At 73.1% G+C, this 23,911-nt stretch carries 18 protein-coding genes and 1 pseudogene; 13 read left to right on the top strand and 6 right to left on the bottom strand.

Annotation, left to right across the window (positions count from 1 at the left end):
• Positions 1 to 39: 39 nt before the first annotated feature.
• From APR04_RS11945 to APR04_RS11930, 4 genes are all read right to left on the bottom strand, one after another.
• A complete protein-coding gene (locus tag APR04_RS11945; protein ID WP_253870532.1) occupies positions 40 to 2,271 on the bottom strand; it encodes a TPM domain-containing protein in 2,232 nt (743 codons plus the stop codon).
• A gap of 104 nt (positions 2,272 to 2,375) precedes the next feature.
• Positions 2,376 to 4,073, bottom strand: coding sequence for a DNA repair helicase XPB (locus APR04_RS11940; protein WP_253870531.1), 1,698 nt, complete (start codon positions 4,071 to 4,073; stop codon positions 2,376 to 2,378).
• Positions 4,074 to 4,115: 42 nt separating this feature from the next.
• Entirely contained in the window at positions 4,116 to 6,857 is a 2,742-nt protein-coding gene (locus APR04_RS11935) for a helicase-associated domain-containing protein (protein ID WP_253870530.1), read from the bottom strand.
• A 61-nt stretch (positions 6,858 to 6,918) separates the two neighbouring features.
• On the bottom strand, positions 6,919 to 7,839 hold the full coding sequence (locus tag APR04_RS11930; RefSeq protein WP_253870529.1) for an NAD-dependent epimerase/dehydratase family protein: 921 nt from the start codon (positions 7,837 to 7,839) through the stop codon (positions 6,919 to 6,921).
• A 125-nt stretch (positions 7,840 to 7,964) separates the two neighbouring features.
• On the opposite strand from APR04_RS11930, the gene APR04_RS11925 reads away from it, so the two are divergent.
• The 4 genes from APR04_RS11925 (at position 7,965) to APR04_RS11910 (ending at position 13,345) form a co-directional block, all read left to right on the top strand.
• The gene (locus APR04_RS11925; RefSeq protein ID WP_253870527.1) at positions 7,965 to 8,693 is read left to right on the top strand and encodes a TetR/AcrR family transcriptional regulator; all 729 of its coding nucleotides are present in this window, start codon (positions 7,965 to 7,967) and stop codon (positions 8,691 to 8,693) included.
• A gap of 196 nt (positions 8,694 to 8,889) precedes the next feature.
• Positions 8,890 to 9,264: a cold-shock protein gene (locus tag APR04_RS30505; RefSeq protein ID WP_308292350.1), complete on the top strand. Its 375-nt coding sequence runs from the start codon at positions 8,890 to 8,892 to the stop codon at positions 9,262 to 9,264.
• Between the two features lie 23 nt (positions 9,265 to 9,287).
• A complete protein-coding gene (locus tag APR04_RS11915) occupies positions 9,288 to 10,130 on the top strand; it encodes a DUF3027 domain-containing protein (protein ID WP_253870525.1) in 843 nt (280 codons plus the stop codon).
• On the top strand, positions 10,127 to 13,345 hold the full coding sequence (locus tag APR04_RS11910) for a sacsin N-terminal ATP-binding-like domain-containing protein (protein ID WP_253870523.1): 3,219 nt from the start codon (positions 10,127 to 10,129) through the stop codon (positions 13,343 to 13,345). The genes APR04_RS11915 and APR04_RS11910 overlap by 4 nt, the downstream gene beginning before the upstream one ends.
• Positions 13,346 to 13,368: 23 nt before the next feature.
• Here APR04_RS11910 and APR04_RS11905 read toward each other — a convergent pair whose 3' ends face one another.
• Complete coding sequence (locus tag APR04_RS11905) at positions 13,369 to 13,605, bottom strand: DUF2530 domain-containing protein (RefSeq protein ID WP_253870521.1); 237 nt, start codon at positions 13,603 to 13,605, stop codon at positions 13,369 to 13,371.
• A 189-nt stretch (positions 13,606 to 13,794) separates the two neighbouring features.
• Here APR04_RS11905 and APR04_RS11900 point away from each other — a divergent pair, with 189 nt between their 5' ends.
• The 7 genes and pseudogenes from APR04_RS11900 to APR04_RS31430 form a co-directional block, all read left to right on the top strand.
• Positions 13,795 to 14,874, top strand: a complete 1,080-nt coding sequence (locus APR04_RS11900; RefSeq protein ID WP_253870519.1) for a glycosyltransferase — start codon at positions 13,795 to 13,797, stop codon at positions 14,872 to 14,874.
• A gap of 276 nt (positions 14,875 to 15,150) precedes the next feature.
• A complete protein-coding gene (locus tag APR04_RS11895; protein WP_253870517.1) occupies positions 15,151 to 16,191 on the top strand; it encodes a glycosyltransferase in 1,041 nt (346 codons plus the stop codon).
• Positions 16,192 to 16,293: 102 nt separating this feature from the next.
• Entirely contained in the window at positions 16,294 to 16,794 is a 501-nt protein-coding gene (locus tag APR04_RS11890) for a PH domain-containing protein (protein WP_253870514.1), read from the top strand.
• Positions 16,794 to 18,341, top strand: coding sequence for a PH domain-containing protein (locus APR04_RS11885; protein WP_253870513.1), 1,548 nt, complete (start codon positions 16,794 to 16,796; stop codon positions 18,339 to 18,341). Before APR04_RS11890 ends, APR04_RS11885 begins: the two co-directional genes overlap by 1 nt.
• Positions 18,342 to 18,500: 159 nt before the next feature.
• On the top strand, positions 18,501 to 19,427 hold the full coding sequence (locus APR04_RS11880; protein WP_253870512.1) for a hypothetical protein: 927 nt from the start codon (positions 18,501 to 18,503) through the stop codon (positions 19,425 to 19,427).
• Between the two features lie 61 nt (positions 19,428 to 19,488).
• Positions 19,489 to 19,956, top strand: coding sequence for a hypothetical protein (locus tag APR04_RS11875; protein ID WP_253870510.1), 468 nt, complete (start codon positions 19,489 to 19,491; stop codon positions 19,954 to 19,956).
• Positions 19,957 to 20,085: 129 nt separating this feature from the next.
• Positions 20,086 to 20,859 (top strand): annotated as a pseudogene (locus APR04_RS31430) (AfsR/SARP family transcriptional regulator); the annotation flags it as partial.
• A gap of 815 nt (positions 20,860 to 21,674) precedes the next feature.
• On the opposite strand, the gene APR04_RS30500 reads toward APR04_RS31430, so the two are convergent.
• Positions 21,675 to 22,631 (bottom strand): sulfotransferase family protein, encoded by a 957-nt coding sequence (locus APR04_RS30500; protein WP_301312417.1) that lies wholly within the window; start codon positions 22,629 to 22,631, stop codon positions 21,675 to 21,677.
• A gap of 143 nt (positions 22,632 to 22,774) precedes the next feature.
• On the opposite strand from APR04_RS30500, the gene APR04_RS11860 reads away from it, so the two are divergent.
• Both APR04_RS11860 and APR04_RS11855 read left to right on the top strand, forming a co-directional pair.
• Positions 22,775 to 23,608, top strand: a complete 834-nt coding sequence (locus APR04_RS11860; RefSeq protein ID WP_253870506.1) for a CAP domain-containing protein — start codon at positions 22,775 to 22,777, stop codon at positions 23,606 to 23,608.
• A 115-nt stretch (positions 23,609 to 23,723) separates the two neighbouring features.
• Positions 23,724 to 23,911, top strand: a 188-nt coding sequence (locus tag APR04_RS11855) for a transposase (protein ID WP_253870504.1), incomplete at its 3' end; no start/stop codon positions are given.

The raw sequence follows: 23,911 nt of genomic DNA, 5'->3' as shown, positions 1-23,911 counted from the left end.
CTGACCTTCTGCCGACCACGGGAGTCGACACGCTGCCCGCTATCGTGCCGACGCCGGCCACCAGGTCCGGACGATGCCCAGCTTCCGGAGCGCGTCGGGCCGCCCGCCGCCGAACCCGCCTCCGCCGAAGCCGCCGCCGATCCTCGACGTGGGGGCGCGCCTGCGGGTGCGCACGACGTTCGGGTCCAGCAGGATGCCGCCGAGCAGCATGCCGCCGGTGATGGGGCCGTTCTCCTCGACGGTACCGGCGTCGGGATCCGGCTGGACGGTGGCCGTCACGGCGACGTCCGCGTCCTCGCGGGCGAGCCGCGCGGCCTCCTGCACGAGCTGGTTAGCGCGCTGGGCCTCGCTGAGTGCCGCGGCGGGGCCGGCCGGCTGGCCGGAGCGGGCGGAGTCGCCCAGCCGGGCCGCCTCGGCGAGCCGGGTCCGGGCCGACGAGCCGATGGCGCCGCGGCGCGTGGCGACGAAGTCGGCGGTCTGCCGGAGCTGTTCGTCGACGCGGCGGAGAGTGTCGCGCAGCAGCGCCGAGGCCCGCGCCGCGACCTCGGCGTCGTCCCGCGTATCGGCGAGGGCGGCGTCGAGCGAGGCCTCCGCCGCGGCGATGCGCTGCAGCCCGGCGAGCGGGTCACCGCCTTCGCGCATCATCTCGACGTGCTTGAGCGAGGCCTGGGCGGCGGTGCGGGCGAGGGTGACGCGGAAGTCGCCCTCGACGGCCCGGGCGGCGACCACGTCCTGGGTCAGCGACGCTATCGACTTGTCCAGCCGGCCGGCCGCCTCCTCGAGATGCGTCTGGATGGCGTCGACGGCGTCGAGCAGCATCACCGCCTGGCCGAGCGCGTTCTGCGCGCCCCGCGCGTGCGCGACGGCGACGGCCTTCTGCCCGGACTCGAGGACGGAGCGTCCGGCGTTCACCGCCTCCTTGGCATTGACGAGCAGCAGCTCGGCCTGCTCCGGGTTGCCCGAGACCATCGCCAGCGTGTGCTCGGGGTACCTGTCCGCGAGCCGCTCCAGCAGGGCGCGCGCGGTGGCCACCCGGCCGGCCACCTCCGGCTCACGGGCGTCGACGTCGGCCAGCAGGTCGGGCGCGCGCTGCTGCAGGCGGCGCAGGTCGTCGAACGCGCGGGTGCGCGCGTCGAGCGTGTCGGCGGCGCTCTCGCACAGCGCGACCACCCGGGACAGCCGGGTGCGCCGCGCCGCGTCCGCCGGCCCGGTGCCTGCTTCGTCCGGCCGGGTGTCCTCGGGCTCCGCGTCCACCCCCGCGTCCTCCAGGCGCGCCTGCTCCGCCTGCGCGGCGTCGTCCAGCGCCTGCCGGATCGCGAACGCCTGCCGGACGTCGGCGGCGGCGCGCGCAAGGATCAGCTCGAAGTCCCGCGTCGCGTCGGCGCCCAGCTCCGCACGGGCGAAGCCGAGCTCCTGCTCGCAGGTCTTGAGCGCGTCGTCGATGCCGACCAGGGCCGTGGCGGCCCGCTCGTCCAGCTCGGTGAGGGACAGGTCGGCGAGCTCGTCCGGCGTCGGGCCACCGGAAGCGGGAGAGGTGGCCGCGAGCCGGGCCAGCCGCGTCCGGACGAGGCGCCACAGGACGTACCCGAGGGTGGCAAGGACCAGGAGGCCACCCACGACGGTGCCGGCGACGAGAAGAGGGCTGACCGTGGCCGCGGTGGACTGCCGGACCGTGTCGGCGGCACTGATCGCGGCGGGTGCCCACCGCTCGTCCTCGATCGCGGCAGCCACGGCGTCGTCGATCGCGCCCAGCTCCGCTGCGGTGAGCGGGACGTTGCTGGGCGCGGACAGGCCGAACTCGCGGTCGGCGGTCGCGATGGCCAGCAGCAGGTCCTCCGTGCCGAGCCCGGACTGGTTGGAGCTCGCGTTGGCCCAGTCCACGGGCTCGGTACCGTCGAAGCTCTCGATGTACACGACGAACATGCGCAGGTCGGACTCGTCGGCGAGCCGGCCGAGGGCGACCCGCACGCCCCGGCGCGCCGTGTCGCTGAGCGCGCCGGTGCCGTCCGTCACCGGGTCGGTGATCGTGATCGGCGGCGACGCGGGCAGCACGTCCGACATCAGCTCTGCCTGGACCGCGGCGGAGAGCCGTGGCGAGACGGACGGCCGCGGCTCCGGCGGTGCGGCGACCGTCGCGTCGGCGGCCGGGGCCGGGGCCGTGGCCGCCAGAACGATCCCGACGAGGCCTGCGAGAGCCACGACGACCCATCCCCCGGAGGAGCTGGTGCTGGGCTGGTACGGATGCTCGGGTCTTGCTGGGGACTCGATCACGTCCCGATCGTCACCCCGGGTTCAAGTCCTCGCAATCGGAGAGGGCAAAGTTGCGTATATGCAACGAATCCTCAGGTAAATGCCCGGTGTGAGCAGGGCAGACGTCAGAGGGCCGACGAGTCGGCAGGCGACTCGTCCAGGTCCTCGGCGTCCAGGATGCGATAGGCGTACCCCTGCTCGGCCAGGAATCGCTGCCGGTGGGCGGCGAAGTCCTGGTCCACGGTGTCCCGCGCGACGACGGCGTAGAAGTGCGCGGTACGGCCGTCGGCCTTTGGGCGCATGATGCGCCCGAGGCGCTGCGCCTCCTCCTGCCGTGAACCGAACGAACCCGAGACCTGGATCGCCACCGACGCCTCGGGCAGGTCCACCGAGTAGTTGGCGACCTTGCTCACCACGAGGCGTGAGATCTCGCCCTCGCGGAACGCCCCGAACAGCCGCTGCCGCTCCTTGGTGGTGGTCGCTCCGGTGATGATCGGCGCGCCGAGGTGCTCGGCGAGCTCTTCGAGCTGGTCGATGTACTGCCCGATCACGAGGACCTGGTCGTCCGGGTGGCGGGCCACGATCTGCTCCACCACCTTCTTCTTGCCCGACGCCGACGCGGCGAGCCGGTACTTGTCCTCCATCTCGGCCGTCGCATACGTCATGCGCTCGCTCTCGGGGAGCGTGAGCCGCACCTCCACGCAGTCGGCGGGCGCGATGTAGCCCTGGGCCTCGATGTCCTTCCACGGCGCGTCGAACCGCTTGGGCCCGATGAGGCTGAACACCTCGTCCTCCCGGCCGTCCTCGCGCACCAGGGTGGCGGTCAGACCCAGGCGACGCCGGGCCTGGAGGTCCGCCGTCATCCGGAAGACCGGGGCGGGCAGCAGGTGCACCTCGTCGTACAGCACGAGGCCCCAGTCGCGGGCGTCGAGCAGCTCGAGGTGCGTGTAGACGCCCTTCCGCTTGGTGGTCAGCACCTGGTACGTGGCGATGGTGACCGGCTTGATCTCCTTGCGGGCGCCGGAGTACTCGCCGATCTCGTCCTCGGTCAGCGTCGTGCGGCGCACCAGCTCGTCGCGCCACTGGCGTGCGCTCACGGTGTTGGTGACGAGGATGAGCGTCGTCGTGCCAGACTTCGCCATCGCGCCGGCGCCGACGATCGTCTTGCCGGCGCCGCAGGGCAGCACCACGACGCCCGAGCCGCCATGCCAGAACCCGTCCACGGCCTGCGCCTGGTAGGGCCGCATCTCCCAGGCCGCGGCCTTCTCGTGCTCGGTCCGGGGCTTGGTGACGGGGCTCAGCTCGATCGGGTGCTTCTCGCCGTCGACGTAGCCCGCCAGGTCCTCGGCCGGCCAGCCGAGCTTGACGAGGACCTGCTTGAGGTGGCCACGCTCTGAGGGGTGCACCGCCACCGTCGCGTCGTCCAGGCGCTCGCCGACCAGGCCGGCGGTACGCCGTGACTTCAGCACCTCCGCGAGGACGGCCCGGTCGGTGGAGCGCAGCACGAGGCCGTGCGCCGGGTCCTGCACCAGCTGGAGGCGCCCGTAGCGGGCCATCGTCTCGGCGACGTCGACCAGCAGCGCGTGCGGCACCGGGTAGCGGCTGAACTCGATGAGCGTGCTGACCACCTGCTCCGCGTCGTGGCCTGCGGCACGCGCGTTCCACAGGCCCAGCGCGGTGAGGCGGTAGGTGTGCACGTGCTCTGGCGCGCGCTCGAGCTCGGCGAACGGCGCGATGGAGCGTCGCGCCTGCTCGGCGCTCGGGTGGTCGACCTCCAGCAGCAGCGTCTTGTCGCTCTGCACGATCAACGGGCCGTCGGGCATGGATACTCCCTCAGTCTTGCTCTGGTCTTGCTCTGCTGCGCCTTACGGCGCGGGCGACGTCGGTAGGACGGCCGCGATGCGGTGGACGGCGATCGTCAGCTCGGCCTCTCGGTCCGGGTCGAGAGCACGGAGCCGTCCGCCGTCAAGGTTCAGGGGCTTCAGCTCGCGGCGCTCCAGCCGGCCGGTGTGTCCGGCCACCTCGACGATCACCGTGGAACCGTCGCGGAGCGCGTCGCGTAGCAATGCCAACCCATCGGCGGGGTGCTGTGTTCCCGAGTCCTCGTCGAGCGCCTCGGCCCCGATGGCAGGTATGGGCTTCACTGCGCGGTCCAGGCGGGGTGTGTCCGCTGCAGGCAAGGGCTCGAGGGCGCCAGGTCGTGGTCCTTCTCGCGTCGGCTCCGCACTGCGGGGCACGCTGGCGACCACCCGGTAGCCACGCAGCGGGGCACCGCCGCCGGACGTCGCCGCCGACCGCGCCACCTCCGCGGCGGAGGCCCGGGCCCGCGCACCGGCCCGCGCTGCGTCCTCGACCGCACGCAGCTCGGCGACCAGGTCCTCCGGATCGGGAGCGCGGCCGACGACGTCGGACCCGGTACCCATCCGGATGGCGGCCGCCGAGCGTGGGGCCGGCATGGCCCGGCCCGTCACGCCCTTGCGTGCGACGAGCACCCGCCCGTCCGTGCCCTCGAGGGCCGAGACCAGGCCGCGCTTGCGCAGCGCCTCGTGCAGGGCGGCGGCGGGGACGGAGGCCGCGAGCACGGTGGGTGCCAGCCGCACCAGGTTGAGCCCGACGAGCGTCGGGTCGTGCTCGAGGCCGGCGAGCACCGTGGCGTCCGCGGCCCGCAGGTACGACGACGCCGCGCCCACCCGCACCGCGCCGTGCCGACGAGCGGTGTCCCGGATCAGGTACTCCAGGGGCTGCGGGACCGGGACGGGGGACCGGTGGGCCAGCTCGTCGAGCATGCCGTCGGCCGTCTCGCCCTGGTCGAGCGCCCGGGTGACGGACGCCGGGCTGAACCGCACGGTCGTCGCGGCGCCCCGGGACTCGACGTCCGTCGACCGGTCCAGCAGCCGCGCGAGGTCGCGTGACGGACGACCAGGGACGATCCCCGTCAGGTCGCCCTGGAGCAGGATCTCGTCCACCTCGTGCGGCAGGACCGCCCGTAGCGCGCCGGCGGGTCCGCCGTCCCCCGACTGGTCGGACGCACGGGTCACCGGAGCGACCTGCGCTTCTGACCCGTCTGACCCGTCGCGCCGGCTGAGCACGAGGGCGCGGCCCGGCGTCGACAGCGCACCAGCACCGGTCACGCCCAGCCACTCCGCCTCGGCCAGCAAGCCCTCGACGGCGCTGGCCGGCGGGACCGAGCGGGGCGTGCGCCAGGTGAGCACCTCGACCACGGCCTCGGGCGTCGGGGCGACGACGATGTCACCGGCAGGCTCGCCCGCCAGCACGCCCAGCACGCCGGTGCGCAGCCGGGGGACCCACGGCCGCTGCAGGTCGGGCGACAGCGGCGCCCGGAGCGCGCCCTTGTCATCACGCGAGCCCACCAGCCACGGGGCGCGGCGAGAGGCGAGCCAGGCCTCGACGAGCCGCGCCCAGCGGGCGGCGTCGTCCAGGTCGTCCCAGTCGGTCACCGTCGGCACGTACGACGGCGGCGCGTCGCCGTCGTCCCGCACCAGGCCGGCGAGCGCGGCGACCTCGACCACGAACGCCGTCGCCCGCTCGTCCGTCTCCAGCTGCGTGGCGACCCGGCGCAGGTCGCGCACGCCCAGGCCGCCCGCCCGCAGGACCGACGGCGGGCTGTCGTCCCAGGCCTGACGCAGCAGCCGCACGCGCCGGACGAGCTCCAGCGCCGCGCTGGCCGCCTCGGCGTCGGCGGTGGTGGTGTGCACGGCACGGCCCTGCGGCTCGGGCGGGAGGGTCCGCGGCTCGCGGTGGGTGTGCCCGTCGCGGAGCGCCAGCCCGACCAGACGCGGCAGCACCACGTGCCGCGCGTCCGACCGCACCAGGAGATGTGCGGTGACTAGCCAGTTCACTGCGTCCCGTGGCCGGGACCCCGCGGCAGGCACGACGCCGACGGGTGGCCCCCAGGCGAGCGCGTCGAGGATCGCGCGAGCACCGGGGGGCGCCTGGGCGAGGAGCTTGTCGAGCGCCACGGCGGTCTCGGCCCGGCCGGGGGCGGACCCGAGCGCGTGCCCGACGGCCTCGGGCAGCCCGTCCGGGACGGGGTCGAGGTGCGGTCCGAGGCCGGCGGGGTTCGGGCCGAGCAGCTCGTCGAGGCCGGGCACCGTGCGCAGGTCGAGGGTGGCGCCGTACTGGCCGCCGGCGTCCCAGAGCAGGGCCTGCTCGACGGCGAGGCCGACCGCGGCGGCGACACGAGGTAGCTCCTCCGCCGCACCGCCCAGCGCCCAGGTGACCACGTCGACGCTGAGCGGACCGGCCAGCGGTGCCGCACCGGCGTCCCTGTCCCGCGCGGTCTCCTCGCTCAGCTCCGGTACCTCGCGGGGTCCTGGGGGCTCGGGCACCGGACGCAGGACCGGCTCCAGGGCGAGCACCGCCTCAAGGACCTGCAGGGTCAGGGCGTCGACACGCGCGAGGGCGCGCTCGAGCGAGGTGCGGCTGGAGGCACGGGCCGCGAGCGACCGGAGCGTCGAGGGAGAGGGCGCGGCAAGATCAGGACGGGCGCGCAGGAGCGCGGCGAGCGCGGTGTCCGAGCGCTGCCGGAGGTCGTCGGCGAAGTGCCGCGTGGCCGCCGCCGGCGCTGCGGGGAGCGAGGAGGCCATCCTGACGATGCTACGCGGGTTTCCTGGCCCGAAGTTCGGCCGGTCCACGCCCCGGCTGCCGTCAGCCCTGTGCGGTGCGGCGGCAGACCTCGTCCCACGGCGTCGGCGCGATGCCGAAGCGGGCGCGCGCGGCCGAGTCGTCCAGGACGTACGGGCGCTCCCACTGGTAGATGATCTCCCGCATCTCCCGCATGAAGGGGGAGGCGAGGGCGACGGCGCTCAGGGCGGCACCGCGCAGGGAGGAGATCCGCACCGGCGGCCTGCCGACGCTCGCCAGGACGTCGGTGAGGGCCTGGGCCTGCGTCACCGGGCGGTTGCTCGGCACGTGCCAGACCCGGCCGTGCGCTCCCGGGTCCTCGGCGGCGGCGACCAGTGTGCGGGCCGCGTCCGCGACGTCGGTGAAGGTGTGGGGCTGGTCCGTGCGGCCCATCATCATGGCGCGCCTGCCCCGCGACGCGTCGGGGACCAGGCGCGAGATGTGACCGTTGCCGCCGACGCCGCGACCCATGTAGTCGGAGCCGCGGATCTCGACGGCGCGGAGCCGCCCGGCGTCGTGCGCCGCCCTGGCGTCCGCCCACATCGTGGCGCGGAGGCGCCCCTTGTGGTCGGTGGCGGCGTCGGGCAGGTCCTCGGAGATCGGGACGTCGACGGGGCCGTACGGGTAGAGCGTCCCGGTGATCGCGTAGACGGCGCCGGACCGCTCGGCCGCAGCCAGGAGCGACGCCGCGAGCGGTGGCCAGACGCGCTCCCACTGGGTGTAGTCCGCCGGGTTGGCGCAGTTGTAGAGGTAGTCGGTGCCCTCGGCGGCGCGGGCCAGCGCGTCGGCATCCGAGGCGTCGAGGGCGAGGTGCTCGACGCCGTCGATCCCGGTGCTGCGCCCCGAACGGCTGGCGACGGCGACGCGGGAACCGCGCTCGGCCAGCAGTGCTGCGACGTGGGTGCCGACGGGGCCTGCGCCGACGATGAGGTGACGGTCGGACATGATCGATGCTCCGTTCTGAGAGCGGTGCTCTCGTTGGTGCCGCAAGCGTGGCACGGGCGGGTGCGCCTTGGCAAGAGCGCTGCTCTCGTTTGTGTGCGGTGATCCGACATGGCAGCCTGTGGAGCATGAGCCCGGCCCGTACAGCTCGCGCCCTCGCCCGAGAGACCATCACCCGCGAGATCCTCGACTCGGCCCGAGCGCGGCTGGGTACCGACGGCGCCGCCGCACTGTCGCTGCGCGCCGTCGCGCGCGACGTCGAGATGGTCTCCTCGGCCGTCTACCGGTATTTCCCGAGCCGTGACGCACTCCTCACCGCGCTGCTCATCGAGGCGTACGGCGAGCTGGGTCACGCCGCGGAGAGCGCGGACGCCGGCGTGACCGACCGCTCGGACACCGCCGCTCGCTGGCTCGCCACCTTTCGCGCCGTGCGGCGGTGGTGCGTCGCGCACCCGGGCGAGTTCGGTCTGCTCTACGGCACCCCCGTGCCCGGGTACGCCGCGCCGCGGGACACCGTCGACCCTGCGACCCGGGTCGTGCGGGTGCTCGTGCGCATCGTCGGGGACGCCTACGCGGCGGGCGCGCGCCCGCCGGTGGTGCCGGCTGCCGCGGCCACCACGGGGACCGTCGCGCCCGCGCTGGCGTTCATCGCGGAGCACGGCCTCATGGCGGAGCCCGACCTGTCGGACGACGAGCTGCCGGAGGTCGTCCGCCGCGCCCTCATGGCGTGGACCGCGCTGTTCGGCGTGCTCTCGTTCGAGCTGTTCGGGCACCTGGTGGGCTCGGTCACCGACCCGGAGGCGTGGCTGGACCAGGTGGCGCTCCGGCTCGCCGCGGACCTCGGGATCCAGGCGTGAGAACCCCGCGGACGAGCCGGCGGACCCGACGCGGACGGCTCCGTGCGGGCGAAGAGTGCCCAATGCATGCGACGTGGCAGGCTTCGGCCCGGTAACCTGGTACTTCCGGCCGGAGGTGGCGCGCTCAGCTCGCAGCAACCAGGCCGTCCTGAGCAGTTCCCACGAGCAGTACCGACAAGCACAGAAGAAGGTCGTAGTGCCCACCGGCAAGGTCAAGTGGTTCGACACCGACAAAGGCTTCGGTTTCATCGCCAACGAGGACGGAGGCGAGGTCTTTCTGCACGCCTCCGCCCTGCCCGAGGGCGTAGTACCCAAGCCGGGCGCCCGCGTGGACTTCGGGGTGGCCGACGGCCGCCGCGGCCCGCAGGCGCTCGCGGTCAAGGTGCTGGACGCTGCCCCGTCGGTTGCGAAAGCGAAGCGGAAGCCCGCCGAGGACATGGCTGTGATCGTCGGCGATCTCACGCAGATGCTGGACCACGTAGCAAACGACCTGCGCAAGGGGCGTTATCCGAAGAACACGGAGACGCTCGCCAAGATGCTGCGCAAGGTCGCAGACGACTTCGACGCCTGAACCCCCACGAGGTCCCGAGGAACATGGTCACGACCATCGCGCCCGACACCCGAACATCCACCCGGAGGATCGCCGCACGCTCAAGCCGAGACGCCGTCCTGAACGGTGCCGCCGAGCTCGCTCGCGCCGCCGCACAGGAGGTCTCTGAGCGGCCGGACGACGTCGGGGAGCACCTCGGCACCCTCTTCGAGGACGAGCGGGTCGCCTCGCACCGCTTCGCCGCCACCATGCGGGGCTACCGCGGCTGGCACTGGACGGTCACGGTGACGCGTGTGCCGCGCGGCCGCACCGCCACGATCAGCGAGGTCGAGCTGCTGCCGGGCGACGACGCGATCCTCGCTCCCGCCTGGCTGCCGTGGTCCGAGCGACTGCGCCCCGGCGACGTCGGCGCGGGCGACGTGCTGCCGTTCCGCGCCGACGACCCGAGGATCGAGCCCGGGTACACCCCGACGGGTGACCCGGAGGTCGACGAGGTGGCGATCGACGAGCTCGCGCTCGCCCGCACCCGCGTGCTGTCCCCGCAAGGCCGGTCCGAGGCCGCCGACCGCTGGTACCGCGGCTCCCGTGGCCCCACCACGGCGGGCGCCGTCGCGGCTGCCGCCGAGTGCATGACCTGCGCGTTCCTCATCCCGCTGTCCGGGTCGATGGGGCAGCTCTTCGGGGTGTGCGCCAACGAGTGGTCGCCCGACGACGGCAAGGTCGTCTCCCTCGACCACGGCTGTGGCGCGCACTCGGAGACCGATGTCGAGGAGCACCCGACCGACTGGCCGGCCCCGGCCCCGCTGATCGACGAGCACCTGGTGGAGGCCACGCGGCTGGTCGAGCCGGTCGCGGCCCCGGCCGGCAAGGACGAACCCCCCGCGTGACCCACGACCCCTTCGGCACCGGTGCGCTGCGGCGCGCGGTGACCGAGGCGTGGCGTGCGTCACCGACGCGTTTTCGCGAGGACGCGAACTCCGAGGAGGACCACGCACGCGGCTACTACCGCGACCGGGTGGTGGTCGAGCTGGCACAGAACGCGGCCGACGCCGCCGCGCGTGCCGGGGTGCCGGGCCGGCTGGTCCTGCGTCTGGAGCCGGTCGGTGCGGGCTGGCGCCTCGTCGCCACCAATACGGGTGCCCCCCTCGACGCCGACGGCGTCGCGTCGCTGGCGTCCCTCCGCGCCTCGGCGAAGACCGGTGAGCTGCGCGGCGCGGCCTCGGCAACCGCCGACGTCGTCGGGCGCTTCGGTGTCGGGTTCGCCGCCGTGCGCTCCGTGTCGGACGAGGTGCTGGTCCGTTCCCGGGACGGCGGCGTGCGGTTCTCGCTCGCCGCGACGCGCGCGGAGCTGGACACGAACGCCCAGCAACCTGCCGACCTTGATGCCGACGCCCAGCAACCGACCGACCTCGGGCGCGAAGTCAGGGCACGGGGCGCTGCGCTGCCCGTGCTGCGGCTCCCGTTCTCCGCGCCCGGGACCGCACCGGACGAACCGGACACCGTGGTCGAGCTGCTGCTGCGCGACGCCGACGCCGTGGCCGCCGTCGGCGCCCAGCTCGCCGCGCTCGACGACGCCCTCCTGCTCGCCCTCCCCGCGCTCGACGAAGTGGTGATCGAGGACCACTTCGCAGGTCAGCTGGGTCCTGGCTCGCCGGACTCCGCCACGCCGCCGCCCCGCCGCGTCCTGCGCGACGTCGGGTCGCGGTGGCGCGTGCACCGTGCCTCCGGTGTCCTGGATCTCGACGAGTCGCTGCCTTCCGAGGCGCGTCGCCCGGACTGGTCGGTGCTCTGGGCGTTGCCCACCACCGGGGGTCGCGTCGCGGAGAGCTCGATGCTGCACGCGCCGACCCCGACGGACGTCCGGCTCACCTTCCCGGCCCTGCTCATCGCATCGTTCCCGGTCGACCCCGGGCGGCGAGGCGTGCTCCCCGGCCCGACGTCGGACCGCGTGGCCGCCGAGGCCGGGCTGGCCTACGCCGCGTTCCTCGGCGAGCTCGGTGCCGAGCGCGAGGTCCTCGGGCTGGTGCCGACCGGGCTCCCGGCGAGCGACGTCGACGCCGCGGTCCGTGCGTCGGCCGACAACGCCCTGCGCGATACCCCGCTCCTCCGCCCGTGCGCACCGGACCCCATGTCCGTGACGGGCGCGCCGGACCCGACGTCCCGGGCCGAGGACGCCGTCGGTGCGACGCAGCGCGTCGCGCCGAGGGACGCGGCCTTCCTCACCGGGCCGCTCGGCGAGGCCCCCACGCTCATCCAGGCCCTCGCCGCGGGCGCCCCGGCCGCGCTGGTCACCGTCCCCGTGCGGTATCAGGCCCTGGCGCGCTCGCTGGGCGCCGACCCCGTCGATCTCGCCGACCTCGTCGAGGTGCTGCCGCCCGATCCCGGCGTGGTGCGCAACGCCCTCGCCGCCCTCGCGCCGCACGCCGCTGAGCCAACGGTGCTCGAGGCCGTCGCCGGGGCGCCGCTCCCGCTCGCCGACGGCAGGGTGGCCCGGGGCCCTCGCGGGACCGTGCTGCTCGACGCGCCGCACCTCGCCGGGATCGCCCGCGCCCTCGGCGTCCGCGTGGTGCACCCGGACGCCGCACACCCCCTGCTGGAGCGCGCCGGCGCCGCGCCCACCACGCCGCGGGGGCTGCTCGCGGACCCGGCCGTCCGGTCGACGGCGCTCGCCGCGGCGGAGGACGTGCTGGACGACGCCGACGCCGAGCACCTCGCGGCGGTGCTGTCCTCGGCAGGCCCGACGTCGGGGCCGGTGGCCGGGGACCTGGGTGCGCTCGACGACCCGACGCCCGCCGAGACGGTCTCAGCGGTGCTCGAGCTGGTGCAGCTCGCTGCTGCCGAGCCAGGGGCCGACCTTCCGTTCTGGCTGGGTGAGCTGCCCGTCGCGGCGGACGGCGACGTCGTCCCGCTGCGCGAGGCGGCGCTGCCAGGGACGTGGGCTGCCCAGCACCTGGACCTCGCCCTGGTGCGGGACGACGTCGTCGGACGCTGGGGCCTGGCGACCCTCGTCGCTGCCGGTGCCCGTGCCGACCTGGGTGTCTACCGGGTGGTCGACGTCGTGGCGTCCGACGAAGGGGACGACGTCGACTACGGGCCCGACGACCCCGCCGGCTGGCTCTCCGACTGGGACGAGTACCTCGAACATCTCGCGGACGAGCTCGGCCCGGGTGCGTGGGTCGGTGATGTCGCGGCCGTGCCGGACCTCGACGCGCTGAGGGATGCCACGGACGCTGCGCAGGGTCCGCTCGCGGCGGCGCTCGGCGGCATCTCCGCCGAACCCGAGCTGCGCCGCGCCCTGCTGACCCCCGTGCGCTCGCCGGACAGCCCGGGCCGGGAGGCCCTGTCGTACACGGCGTGGTTCCTGCGGGGCCGCCTCGGTGGGCCGTTCGCACTCGGCGACACCCCGCTGCTGCCGTCCGCCCCGCCCGAGACCGTTGGTCTCGGTGCCAACCTCCTGAGTGCGCTCGGTGGTCTGCACGACCTGGCTGACCTGCCCGGACACGAGTGGCCGAAAGTCCTGGAGCGGCTACCCGAGACGCGGGGGCGGCTGTCCGCCGACGTCGCGCGCGCCGTCTGGACGGGACTGGCGGCGCTCGCGCGCGCCGACGACGTACGAGCGATCGCCCCGGCCCGGCTCCCTGCGCTCGGGCCGACCGGCCTCACCGTGGAGAGCACCGACGACCTCGCGGTCGCCGCCACGCCCCGGTGGGCGCAGCTCGGCCCCGTGGTGCCGGCCCCTGCCGATGTCGCCGAGCGGCTGGCCGACCTGCTGGACCTTCCGTACGAGGGCCATTCCGACCTCGACCCCGACGAGCCGGGGGAGCCGGTCGAGCTGGACCCTCGGGTCCGGGCCCTCGCGCCGGACGCGCCGACGACCTGGCGTCGTCACGACGCCCTGACGGTGGACGGCACCCGTGTCGCGTGGTGGGTGTCCGACGGCGCGACGGACACGGGCGGGCCCGGTGTCGCGCACGCGACCTCACCGGAAGCGCTCGCCCGCGCGCTGGCCGAGCTCACGGGGGCGGACATGCTCCTGCTGGAGGCGGCGCTGCGCGACCCGGCGCGGGCCGAGGAGCTGAGCGCGGAGCGGGCCTGGGGCTGATCGCAGGCCCGCGTCGTGGCGGCCTATCGCCAGCGGCGGGCCCAGAGCAGGCCCAGCCCGCCGAGCACGATGCCGGTGCCGCAGATCGCGATCGCCTCGATACCGTCCCCGCCGGTGAGGTGCAGGATCAGCGCCACGACGAGCCCGATCGCGAACAGCCCGATGCCCGCGCCAAAGACCCGCCGGAGATCGGCGCGCGGGGCAGGCGGACTGGGCCGGCGCTCCTCGGGGTGCGCCAGCAGGGAGCGGATCGTTGGCACCCCGCCATTGTACGGACAAGAGCCCGTCAAGGTGGTTTGTGTCTTCTGTGCCTTTTGTGCGGCCTGGGCGAACCGGGTCGCGGCCTGCTGCTCGTCCCGGGTGCGCGGCATAGGTCACCGGAATACGATTTACAGCCATTGCCGGGTGTTCAGCTCCCTGAATTTCTGTGCATCTCGTGTGAAAGGGGCATGGTGCGTCGAGCGGCCACGGACGGGACCGGCGATCCTGAGGAACCGGCGGGTGTCGAGTCGACCACCCGTGAGCGGATCCGCGTGCTGCACGTGCTGCCCGCCCCGAACGGCACCACGCAGTACGTCGACCACATGATCGGCGCAGCGCCGCCCGAGACAGCGGTCCTCACGTTCTCGTGGCCTCGCGCGCTCCTCGGCGCGTACGACGTGCTGCACGTGCACTGGCCGGAGCTCCTCGTGCGGCAGCGCACCCCCGTCGGCCGGTTCATCAAGGTGGCGCTCGCCTATACGCTCCTGCTCCGGCTCGAGCTGACCGAGACGCCGGTCGTGCGCACGGTGCACGACGTCGCGCCGCAGGAGTCCGGCGACCGCCTGGCGAAGTCCTTCCTGGACAGGCTCGACCGCCGGACAGCCCTGTGGATCAGGCTCGACGCGACGACGCCGCTCCCACCTGGGGTGCGCGCCGCCACCATCCCGCACGGTCACTACCGGTCGGTGTTTCCGCCCGACCCCCGCACCAGGGCCGAGCCGGGCCGGTTGCTCCTGTTCGGCAGGATCCGCCGGAACAAGGGGATCGAACGGCTGCTCGACGTGTTCCGCGCGGTCAACGACCCGGTGATGCGCCTGACCGTCGTCGGCAGGTGCCAGGACGTGGCGCTCGCTGACCACATCGAGGCGGTCGCCGCAGCCGACGACCGTATCGAGGCGAGGCTGGAGTCCGTACCCGACGACGTGCTCGCGCGTGCGGTGCGCCGCGCGGAGCTCGTGGTGCTGCCCTACCAGGACACGTACGACGTCGGTGCCGCGCTGCTTGCGCTGTCGCTCGACCGGCCCGTGCTCGTCACGCGCAGCGCCGCCGCGGACGCCCTGGCCCACGAGGTCGGCGAGGGCTGGGTGTTCATGTTCGACCGCGTGCTCCAGCCGGCGGACCTGCTGCGTGCGACCGCCGTCGCGCGGATGACCCGTGAGCGAGGGACGCGGCCCCACCTGGACGAGCGCGACTGGGAACGAGTCGGCCGGCGGCACGCTGAGGTCTACCGCAAGGTGGTACCCCACCTCGTCGGCCGGCGGCAGTGAGCGGCACGATCCCGGCAGGTGCCAGAGCGGCGACGGAAATCCAGCGTTCCCGGACGGTCCTGAGGTATTCGGTGGAGCTCGACGCGTTCTCTTGATGATGCCCGATGGTTCGATTCGGTCGGCCGATAGAAATGCACGAACCTGTGTCGTGCAGAGATTTCTTTGGCGCGCCTGCCTGCGCTTCCATTGGTAATCTGACCGACGTTCGGTGGATGCGCGCCCGCTGGGATTTATACTCATTTAAGGGCGAATTCCGGCACGGGACGGAGGGCGCAGTTGCAAATCTTGCATATCACTGACCGGTATTCCGGCAGCGTCGGCCGCGCGATCGACCGCATCACCGAACTGGTTCCCGAGGCCGAGCACCATCTGCTGTCCACCGGTGTCGAGAGCACCCAGGGGCACGGCGTCTACCGGAGCATGGCCGGCCTCCCTGACGGTTTCGTCGCCCGGGTGCAGACGGTCCAGCAGGTCGTCGACGAGATGGTGCCCGACGTCGTGCACGCGCACTCGAGCTGGGCCGGGATGTACACGCGGGTCCGGAGGCTACCGGTGCCCGTCGTCTACCAACCGCACTGCTACTACTTCGAGCGGCCCGGACTTCCCGGCCTGGCCCGTCGCGGGGCACGGATGCTGGAACGGGCGCTGGCGGCGAACGGCTCGGTGGTCGCGGTGGTGAGCCCGCGCGAGGAGCGCCTTGCCCGGTCCTTGGGCGTGGAGAACATCGTGCGCATTCCCAACGTCCCGTCCTCCGCAGCGGTGCGGGAGGCCGGTGCGCGCTCCGGTGTGGTGGCGACGAACCCGCGGACCGTCACGATGGTCGGCCGCGTCATGGCGCAGAAGGACCCGCGGTTCTTCGCGGAGACCGCCCGGCTGGCCCGCCGGTTCGAGCTGGACCTGCACTTCCGCTGGCTGGGCGACGGCGAGGAGAGCCTCGTGCGCAAGCTGAGGGACACGGGCGTCGAGGTCACCGGCTGGCTCGCCGCGGACGACGTCATGCGTCGGCTGGCGGCCTCCGACGTCTACCTGCACTCCGCCTCGTACGAGGGGTTCCCGATCAGCGTGCTGGATGCCGCCCGCGTCGGTCTGCCGACCATCGTGCGTGAGATACCGGCGTTCGAGGGCACACAGCTCGCCACCGTCGAGTCCCCTGCCGAGGCTGCCTTCGCCGCCCACGCCGCCGTCGAGGACCCGGAGCAGCGGCTGTACATGATCGAGGCGGGCGACTGGCTCGTCGGCGCGATGGACGAGTCAGCCCTGCACGACGGCGTGCTCGAGGCGTACTCGACGGCCACCGGAGGGGCACTGGTGGCGTGACGAGCGCCTGGTGCGCTCGCGGTCGTGCGCAGCAGTTTCCTGGACGGGGGCCTGGTCGTGCGAGATGGTCCCCACCGTGTGGGAACAACGAGAGTGCGACGGATGAGTGCTGAGCTCCCGGCGGCCGGTGACCCGGGTGCGGAGCGCCTGGCCGATGCGGCCGTCCGCTACTGGAACATCCGCTCGGTGATCGGCGGCGCGTCCTTCCTGGCAGCCTGTGCGGGTGCGGTGCTGATCTTTCGTGCGGAGTGGATGCTCTTCTGGGGGCCCTGGGTCGTTGCTCCGGTGGTGGTCCTCAGCGTCCTGCTCGACGTCCTGATGCTCAACAGGGTCCAGTTCCGCAGCTACTCGTTCACCGTGACCCCCGAGTTCGTCTATGTGGCGCGAGGCCGCCTGTTCCGTAGGTCCGCGACGATTCCGACCGCGCAGATCCTCAACGTCGAGACCGTCCAGGGACCGCTGCTGGCGTCGATGGGTCTCGTCACGGTCCGGTTCACGTGCCTCCTCGACGTCGACGGGGTCGGCCCGCTGACGGCGGACCGGGCCGAACGCATCCGTCGCGCGGTGCTCGACCGGCGTGCCGACAGCGAGGTGGCCGGTTGATGTCGCCCGTGTCCCGTGCCGGCGCCCGTGCCGGAGCCCGTCCCGGTGCACGGGCTCCAGCAGCGCTCCTCGCCGCCGAGCTCGTCCACACTCTGCCGAGCTTCGCTCTGCTCGTGGTCGCCGTGTCTGCCTGGTCGGGTCGCGGCGACGGTCAGATGCGGACCGCTGGTCTGGTCGTCGTGCTCGTCGCGTTCGCGCTGCGCCTGGTGGGGCCGGTCTACGGCTGGTTGTCGGTCACCTACGTCGTCGATGACTCCGGTGTAGCGGTGACCAGCGGGCTGGTCGCCCGTCGTACACGGGCGATGGCCTGGTCTCGCGTGAGGAGCGTCGAGACACGGCGGCCGTGGCACCTGCGGCTCTTCAGGCTGAACCGTGTGACGCTGATCCAGGCCGGCGAGGAGTCGGCGCAGGTCGTGCTCGGTGCCGTTCCCGATGGTGACCCCCTGTTGTCCCGGCTGCTGACGTTCGCCGGACCGGGGTCGGACGCAGGTGTGCCGGCGGAGCCGGGCGGCCCCGCGCTCGACGGCGCCGCTGCGGAGGCGAGCGAGCTCGACCAGGAGACGCTGATCCACGCACTCGACCGCCGCGGTCTGGTCCTGGTGAGTCTCGCGCACGGTCAGGCGTTCCTTCTGGCACCGGTAGTGCTGATGACGGCCTGGGAGGCGATCGATACCCTCGGCCTGGCCGAGGGTCTCAACGGGGCCACCGAGCGGTTCGGCATCGTGTGGGTGGGAGTCGTCGCCGCGCTCGGCGCGATGGTGGTCGGTGTCGTGGGCACGCTGGTGCGGTTCCACGAGTTCCGGGTGACGGTCCTGCGAGACGGCCGGCTGGCCATCCGATACGGGCTGATCGAAGCCCGCGAACGCGTGGTGGACCCGGGAGCGGTCGTCGGGGTGATGGTTCAGCGGAACATCCTCGAGCGGCTGATGGGGCGCGCCCGGCTCTCGGTCGTCACCCGGGACGCGAGTGGAGGGCTCGGGACGAACCTGATCGTGCCCTCGGTCTCGCTCGTGGTGGTGGACGCCCTGGTCCGGAGACATCTCAGCAGCTTCATGACCGAGCGGACGTACCGCGCCGAAGGCCGCGGAGCGCTGGTACGGAGCAGCGTGTCCACGCTGGGTCTCGTCGCGGTACCGGTCCTGGTGCTCGGGCTGACGCAGGTGGTGTCGGCGACACCGGTCGTCTGGTCGGCCGTCGCGGCGCTCGTCTCCTTCGCGCTGCTCCGTGGCGTCGGCGCTCTCCTCACCGCTGAGCTGCACGTCGATCCGGTCGCCGACGTCGTGGTGCACACCACCCTGTTCGCCGTCGAGCGCATCACGACCGTCGCGGCGTCCTCGTTGCACGGCGTGGCAGCCTGGCAGCGGCCAGGCCGGCGCGCGGGGCCACCGATGCTCGTGACCTGTCATCTCTATACCGGCCGTGCCCGGCGGCTCGCCGCCGTCCGCTGCGACAGGCAGGACCTCGACGTCCTCAGAGCGGCGCTGGTCGCAGGGTCCGGCGACATGGCCATGACGTCGGTGGCACGAGGGGGCGGGCGGCCCGGCTGACGCCGGCGCTGATCGTCGAGCGGCCGGCAGCTCGCGGTGTGCGATGGACGTGCCCCGGACGGGCTGCAAGTCGCCTACAAGTTTCCTGCAAGGCCCCCTCCCTACGTTGGGTGCTGGCGCTGATGGTCAGGCGCCGGGTCCGCCGGGGAGGTCATCAGCATGAAACGAACGTTCGTCTCCGCCTGTGTTGCGACAGCCGTCGCGGTGGCCGTGGTGGGTTGCACCGCGGCAGCGGGTTCCGGGATCTCCGGGACGGACCGCGCACAGGCCGATGGCACCGAGACGGAACGGGCGTTGACCGACGCGGAGCAGATGCTGGTGGATCAGGCACGGGAGCTCCTTGTCCAGGAGTGCATGGTGGCCGAGGGCTTCCGGTACTGGCCGGCGGCGGTCGCCGACGTCGAGGAGCGGCAGGGCTCCGGCTATGTGCTCGACGACGTCGACTGGGCGCAGGAGCACGGCTACGGGACGGCGCTGCGGGACCGGGTCGTGGCGATCCGGCGGAACGATCCCAACCACGCCTACGTCGAGGCGCTGCCGGACGCGGAGCGAGTGCGCTACTCCAGAACCCTGGACGGCGACCCGTCAGCGGGCGTGCTGACGGCGGAGCTGCCTGTGGGCGGCACCGTCCAGACCCCGCGCGACAGCTGCCTGGCGCAGGCGAAGGGAGAGCTCTACGGCGATTTCGCCGCCTGGTTCCAGGCAGAGAAGGTCGCCACCAACCTCGTCGGCCTCTATGCGCCTGACCTCATGGCCGACGAGCGCTTCCGGGTGGCGCTCGGGGCATGGTCGGAGTGCATGCGCGAGCGCGGTCACGACTACCCCGATCCGCCTACGATCCGCGGCGAGCTGCCCCTCCTGACCGACGGGCTGAGCGGCAAGAAGGCACGCGAGGTCGAAAGAGCGCTCGCGGTCGCTGAGGCCACGTGCGCCACCCGGGAGACCTCGCTCGTCCGTACGGCACGCGACCTGGAGAGCGAGTACCGCGGCAGGCTCCAGCAGTACCGCGACGTCGTCACCGAGCATCAGCGGCTGCAGCACAGGGCCCTTGAGCACGCCAGGGAGATCCACGCGAGGCGCGGATGACACCCGGGCTCACCGAACCGGCACTACTCGACCGGCACCACCAACCAGGTAAGGAGCAATCATGCGCAAGATCTCAGTCCTGTTCGCAACGATCGGCCTCGTGGCCGTGGGGGCGTTGTTCCCCGTCACGAGTGCCCAGGCGTCCGCGGCGTGCGACACGGCGTGGCACGGCGCGACCTGGGGCCACTTCTATGCCTACAACTACGCCAACTGCTCCGGCAAGCTCGGCAGCACCGCGAGCTACGACGGGAACTGGGGGAACTCCTCCGGCCCCTTCCAGGGCGGCGACACGAACAAGGCAAGCTCGATCCTGCACAAGGGGGAGTCCGGGATGGCCGTCAAGGTGTACGACGGGACCAGCTACACCGGCGCCTTCGCGTGCATCAAGAAGTCCGAGTACTACGCCAGCAGCCTGTACGACAACTACTTGTGGGCTGGTCCGGGCAACGGCCAGGTGCCCGCATCGAACACCATCAGCTCCCACGAGTGGGTGTGGGAGTCTGACTGCGATGGCTCCTTCCTGGACTGATCTACCGCACCGGGTCCGTCGTCCTCGGTCCTAGCGCTTGCGCTCCGGCACGACCCGCGGCGGCACCGCCGGTCGTGCCGGAGCTATCACCCGAGTGATGACGACCGCAACCCTGTGCACGACGCCGCAATGATCTCCCGCCTGGCCTACCGCCTCATTACTCTCTTGTCTCCGGGTGCTCTACGCCGAGGCAGGGGGACGATGGTGCGGTTCCAGCTGCTCGGCCACGTCTCTGCTCTGAGCGAGCGTGGGCCCGTTCTGCTCGGCTCGGCCCGTCAGCTCATGGTGCTGGCAGCGCTCCTGGTCGAGCCGGGTGTACCGGTCTCGCTCGACAGCCTGGCCGAGCGGGTCTGGGGCGCGGCGCCACCGCGTAGCGCTCGGCAGACCCTGCACAGCTACATCTCGCGGCTACGATCCGTGCTCGACGCCGCGGGTGGCCCGACGCCGGCCCGCCGGCCCGGCGGCTACGTGCTCGATGTAGATGCCGCCGCGGTGGACATCCACCACTTCCGCGCTCTGGTCGCGCAGGCCAGATCCGCTGACGACGGCTGCGCCGCCCCCCTGTGGGACGACGCCATGGCGCTCTGGAAGGGCAGACCGTTCGCGGACCTGGACAGCCCCTGGCTGCATTCGGTCGCCGTCACGCTCGAGGCCGAGCGTCAGGCGGCCACCCTCGACCACAACGACCTGCTGCTGCGTCGCGGGGAGCACGGCCGCCTCCTGCCCGAGGTCACCGCCGCCGCGGAGAGGCACCCGCTCGACGAACGTCTGGTCGGGCAGCTGATGCTCGTTCTGTACCGGTGCGGCCGACAGGCCGACGCGCTCGAGCGCTACCGGCGGCTCCGGGAACGTCTGGTCGACGAGCTGGGGAGCGACCCGGGTCCGGAGCTGCGCGGGCTGCACCAGTGCATCTTGCGCCATGATCCGGCGCTCGCCCTGCGGGCCGCCGCACGGGGCCCCGATCCGGGCGGCCAGGTCCCGGACGCCGCGCCCGCGCGCCCCCGTCCCGCGCAGCTGCCCATGGACGTCGCCGGATTCACCGGACGCGACCGCGACCTGCGGCGGCTGGACCGGCTGGTGTCCGGCTCGGTACCGGACGGCCCGGCGCGGAGGGTGGTGATCACAGCGATCGGCGGGGCCGCGGGTGTCGGGAAGACGGCGCTCGCGGTGCACTGGGCGCACCGGGTCGTCGACCGGTTTCCTGACGGGCAGCTGTACGTGAACCTGCGTGGGTATGACCCCGAGCAGCCGGTACGGCCGGCCGACGCGCTGGCCCGGTTCCTGACCGCGCTCGGTGTCCCGAGGCATGACATCCCGCTGGACGACGACGAGCTGGCCGCCCGGTACCGCAGCGAGCTGGCCGGACGCCGGATGCTGATCGTGCTGGACAACGCCGGCAGCGTGGCCCAGGTGCGGCCGCTGCTGCCCGGCAGCGGTTCCTCGATGGTGCTGGTGACCAGTCGGGACAGCCTGGCGGGGCTGGTCGCGGTCCATGGGGCCCGGCAGGTCGGCCTCGACCTGCTGTCGATCGCCGAGGCGGTCGACCTGCTGCGTCGGCTGGTCGGTGACCGGGTGGTCACCGAGCCGGCAGCGGCTGCGACGCTCGCCGAGCAGTGTGCCCGGCTTCCGCTCGCGCTACGGGTCGCTGCCGAGCTGGCCATGTCCCGGCCGGACCGGTCCCTGGCCGAGGTGGTGGCGGAGCTGGCTGACCGGTCCCGTCATCGCGTGTCGGTCGCCAGGACGGCCGGTACGCCGCGGAGCACGGGCGCCCACGGGGCTGCCTCGTCCAGCGTGCTCAGGTCGTACCCGTGGGCGCGGATCCGGTCCCCGAGGTGCTCGTTGACCACGTTGCGATAGCGGGGGAGCAGAGCGGCGTCGGTGACGTCGCGGAGCAGGTCGGCCCGCGGTGTACCGCTGCGGGAACCGAGGTTGCCGACGTGGCTCCGGAACCGGCCCGCCAGCTGACCTCGGCCACCCGTCTGCCACAGCTCCGCGTAGCGGTTGCTGCGGCCGGCGTCGACGGCGCCGACTGCCTCGGCGTCGAGCTCGATGCCCAGGAACTTCTCGACCCGGCCGAGCTCCTGCGCGGGATCGCGCATCAGGTGCTCGTACCGCAGCACGAGCAGGTTCTCGATGTGCAGCGCGTCCTCCGCGAACACGTCGTGCGCGTGCACCCAGTGCTCGACGAGCCGGGGGAAGCCGTAGGTGAACCGTCCACGGGTACGCGTGGCCCACTTCCGGACCGCCAGCGCCTGCACCACCGGGTGCCGCGTCACGACGATGAAGCGTGCCTTCGGGAAGATCTCCTGGAAGTAGCGCATCTTCGTCAGGTTGGGCGGCGACTTCTCGACGAGCACCGTGCGGTCGAGATCCCAGTACGGCGACCAGCTCTGCCAGAGCCGCGCCCCGGCGTCGGGCACACGCCGCGCGTCCTCCTCGGTGAGGTGCGCCTGCGGGTGGAACGACCATTCAGACGTATTGCCCAGACTGTCGGCATAGATGTCCTGAACCTGCTGGCCCTCGTCCAGCACGGTGCCGACCCGGGTCAGTACGGAGGCGTCGGCGCTCGCGCCGATGGTGCGGGCGACAAGCGTGGTTCCGCTGCGATGCAGGCCGCCGACAAAGGTGATGCGGCGGTCGTTCCAAGGCGTGCTGCTCGTGCTCGTTCCGGACATCGGGAGACCTCAGCTGGTCGGCTGGGAAAGGGGCGCTGGTGCCTCGTAAAAATATGCGATCAAGGTGGCGCGTGCGACCCGAGCCCGGCAGATGCGCCCGGAGCCATTCCGCACTGTCGAGATCGCCGGTATTGTCCGGACTTGTGTCCCCAGCGCGCTGCACGACGTCGTCCGCGGCCCGGTCGGGGCGCGCCCTGCGCAGGGCCGTCGCCCGCGTGGCCATGGGCGCCGCGGTGGCCGTGTGCCTGACGGCGTGCGCCGGACTCCTCGACCCGGGCGCTGAACCGATGCCCGCGCCGGGGATGGCCCCAGGGATCGTGGGCGCGGCCGCTCCCGTGAAGGTAGCGCCCTCCCCGCAGCCCACCTCGGTGGGATCGATCCAGGGAGAGCACACCCAGGAGTCCGCCGCTGTGGACGTGCGGCCGGCGCCCACCAGCTCGGCGTCGCGCGGCGCGGACGGCGAGGCCACGCCAGGGGCGGGGGACGACGCGGACCCGGGCGGCGGTCCGGGTTCCGGAGACCCCGGCGGGTCCGAGGGTGGGAGCGGGGGCTCCGACGGCGGGACCGGCGGCGAGGAGGGCTCGGGCGAGGCCGACCTGAGCGACGCCGTGCAGTACGCAGCGGCCCTGGAGGATGCCGTCAACGGGCACCGCACGACGAACGGCCTGCCTGCGCTGGCCCACGACACCTGCGCGTACGACGTGGCGCTCGAGCGAGCCGGTGCGCTGGTCGGGCAGGAGCTGGCGCACGCACCGCTCGGGCCGATCTTCGAGACCTGCCCCACCAGCGCGGTCGCGGAGAACCTTGCCAAGGGCGCGTGGACACCGCCAGAGGCGGCGCAAGGCTGGATGGACTCCGAGGGGCACCGAGCCAACATCCTGAACGGCGACCTGACACGCGGTGCGGTCGCCTGCGTGCCGGACGGCGGCAACCCTGCCGCCCCGGTCATGATCTGCGCCCACGTGTTCCTGGGCTAGGGCGTGTTTCGGATTGGTGGTTTGACCTGCGGGTTCGGCATGCTGCGGGGTCGTGGTGGACATTGCGGGACGACATGATCTGAGTGATGAGGCGTGGGCGGTCCTGGAGCCGCTGTTGCCGGTCAAGAGGCGAGGGCGCAAGGCCCGGTTTCTGCGGCGGCAGATCGATGGGATCCGGTGGCGGACCCGGGCGGGGTGCGCGTGGCGAGACGTCCCGCAGGACCGGTACGGGTCCTGGATGTCGGTCTATCGGCGGTTCCGGGACTGGCAGCGCGACGGTTCGTGGGCGTTGCTGGCCGACCG

This window comes from Promicromonospora umidemergens, from assembly GCF_024171995.1.
GTDB classification, from domain to species: domain Bacteria; phylum Actinomycetota; class Actinomycetes; order Actinomycetales; family Cellulomonadaceae; genus Promicromonospora; species Promicromonospora umidemergens.
The sequence above is the reverse complement of the archived record's forward strand: the minus strand, read 5'-3'. Positions and strand labels throughout refer to the sequence as shown.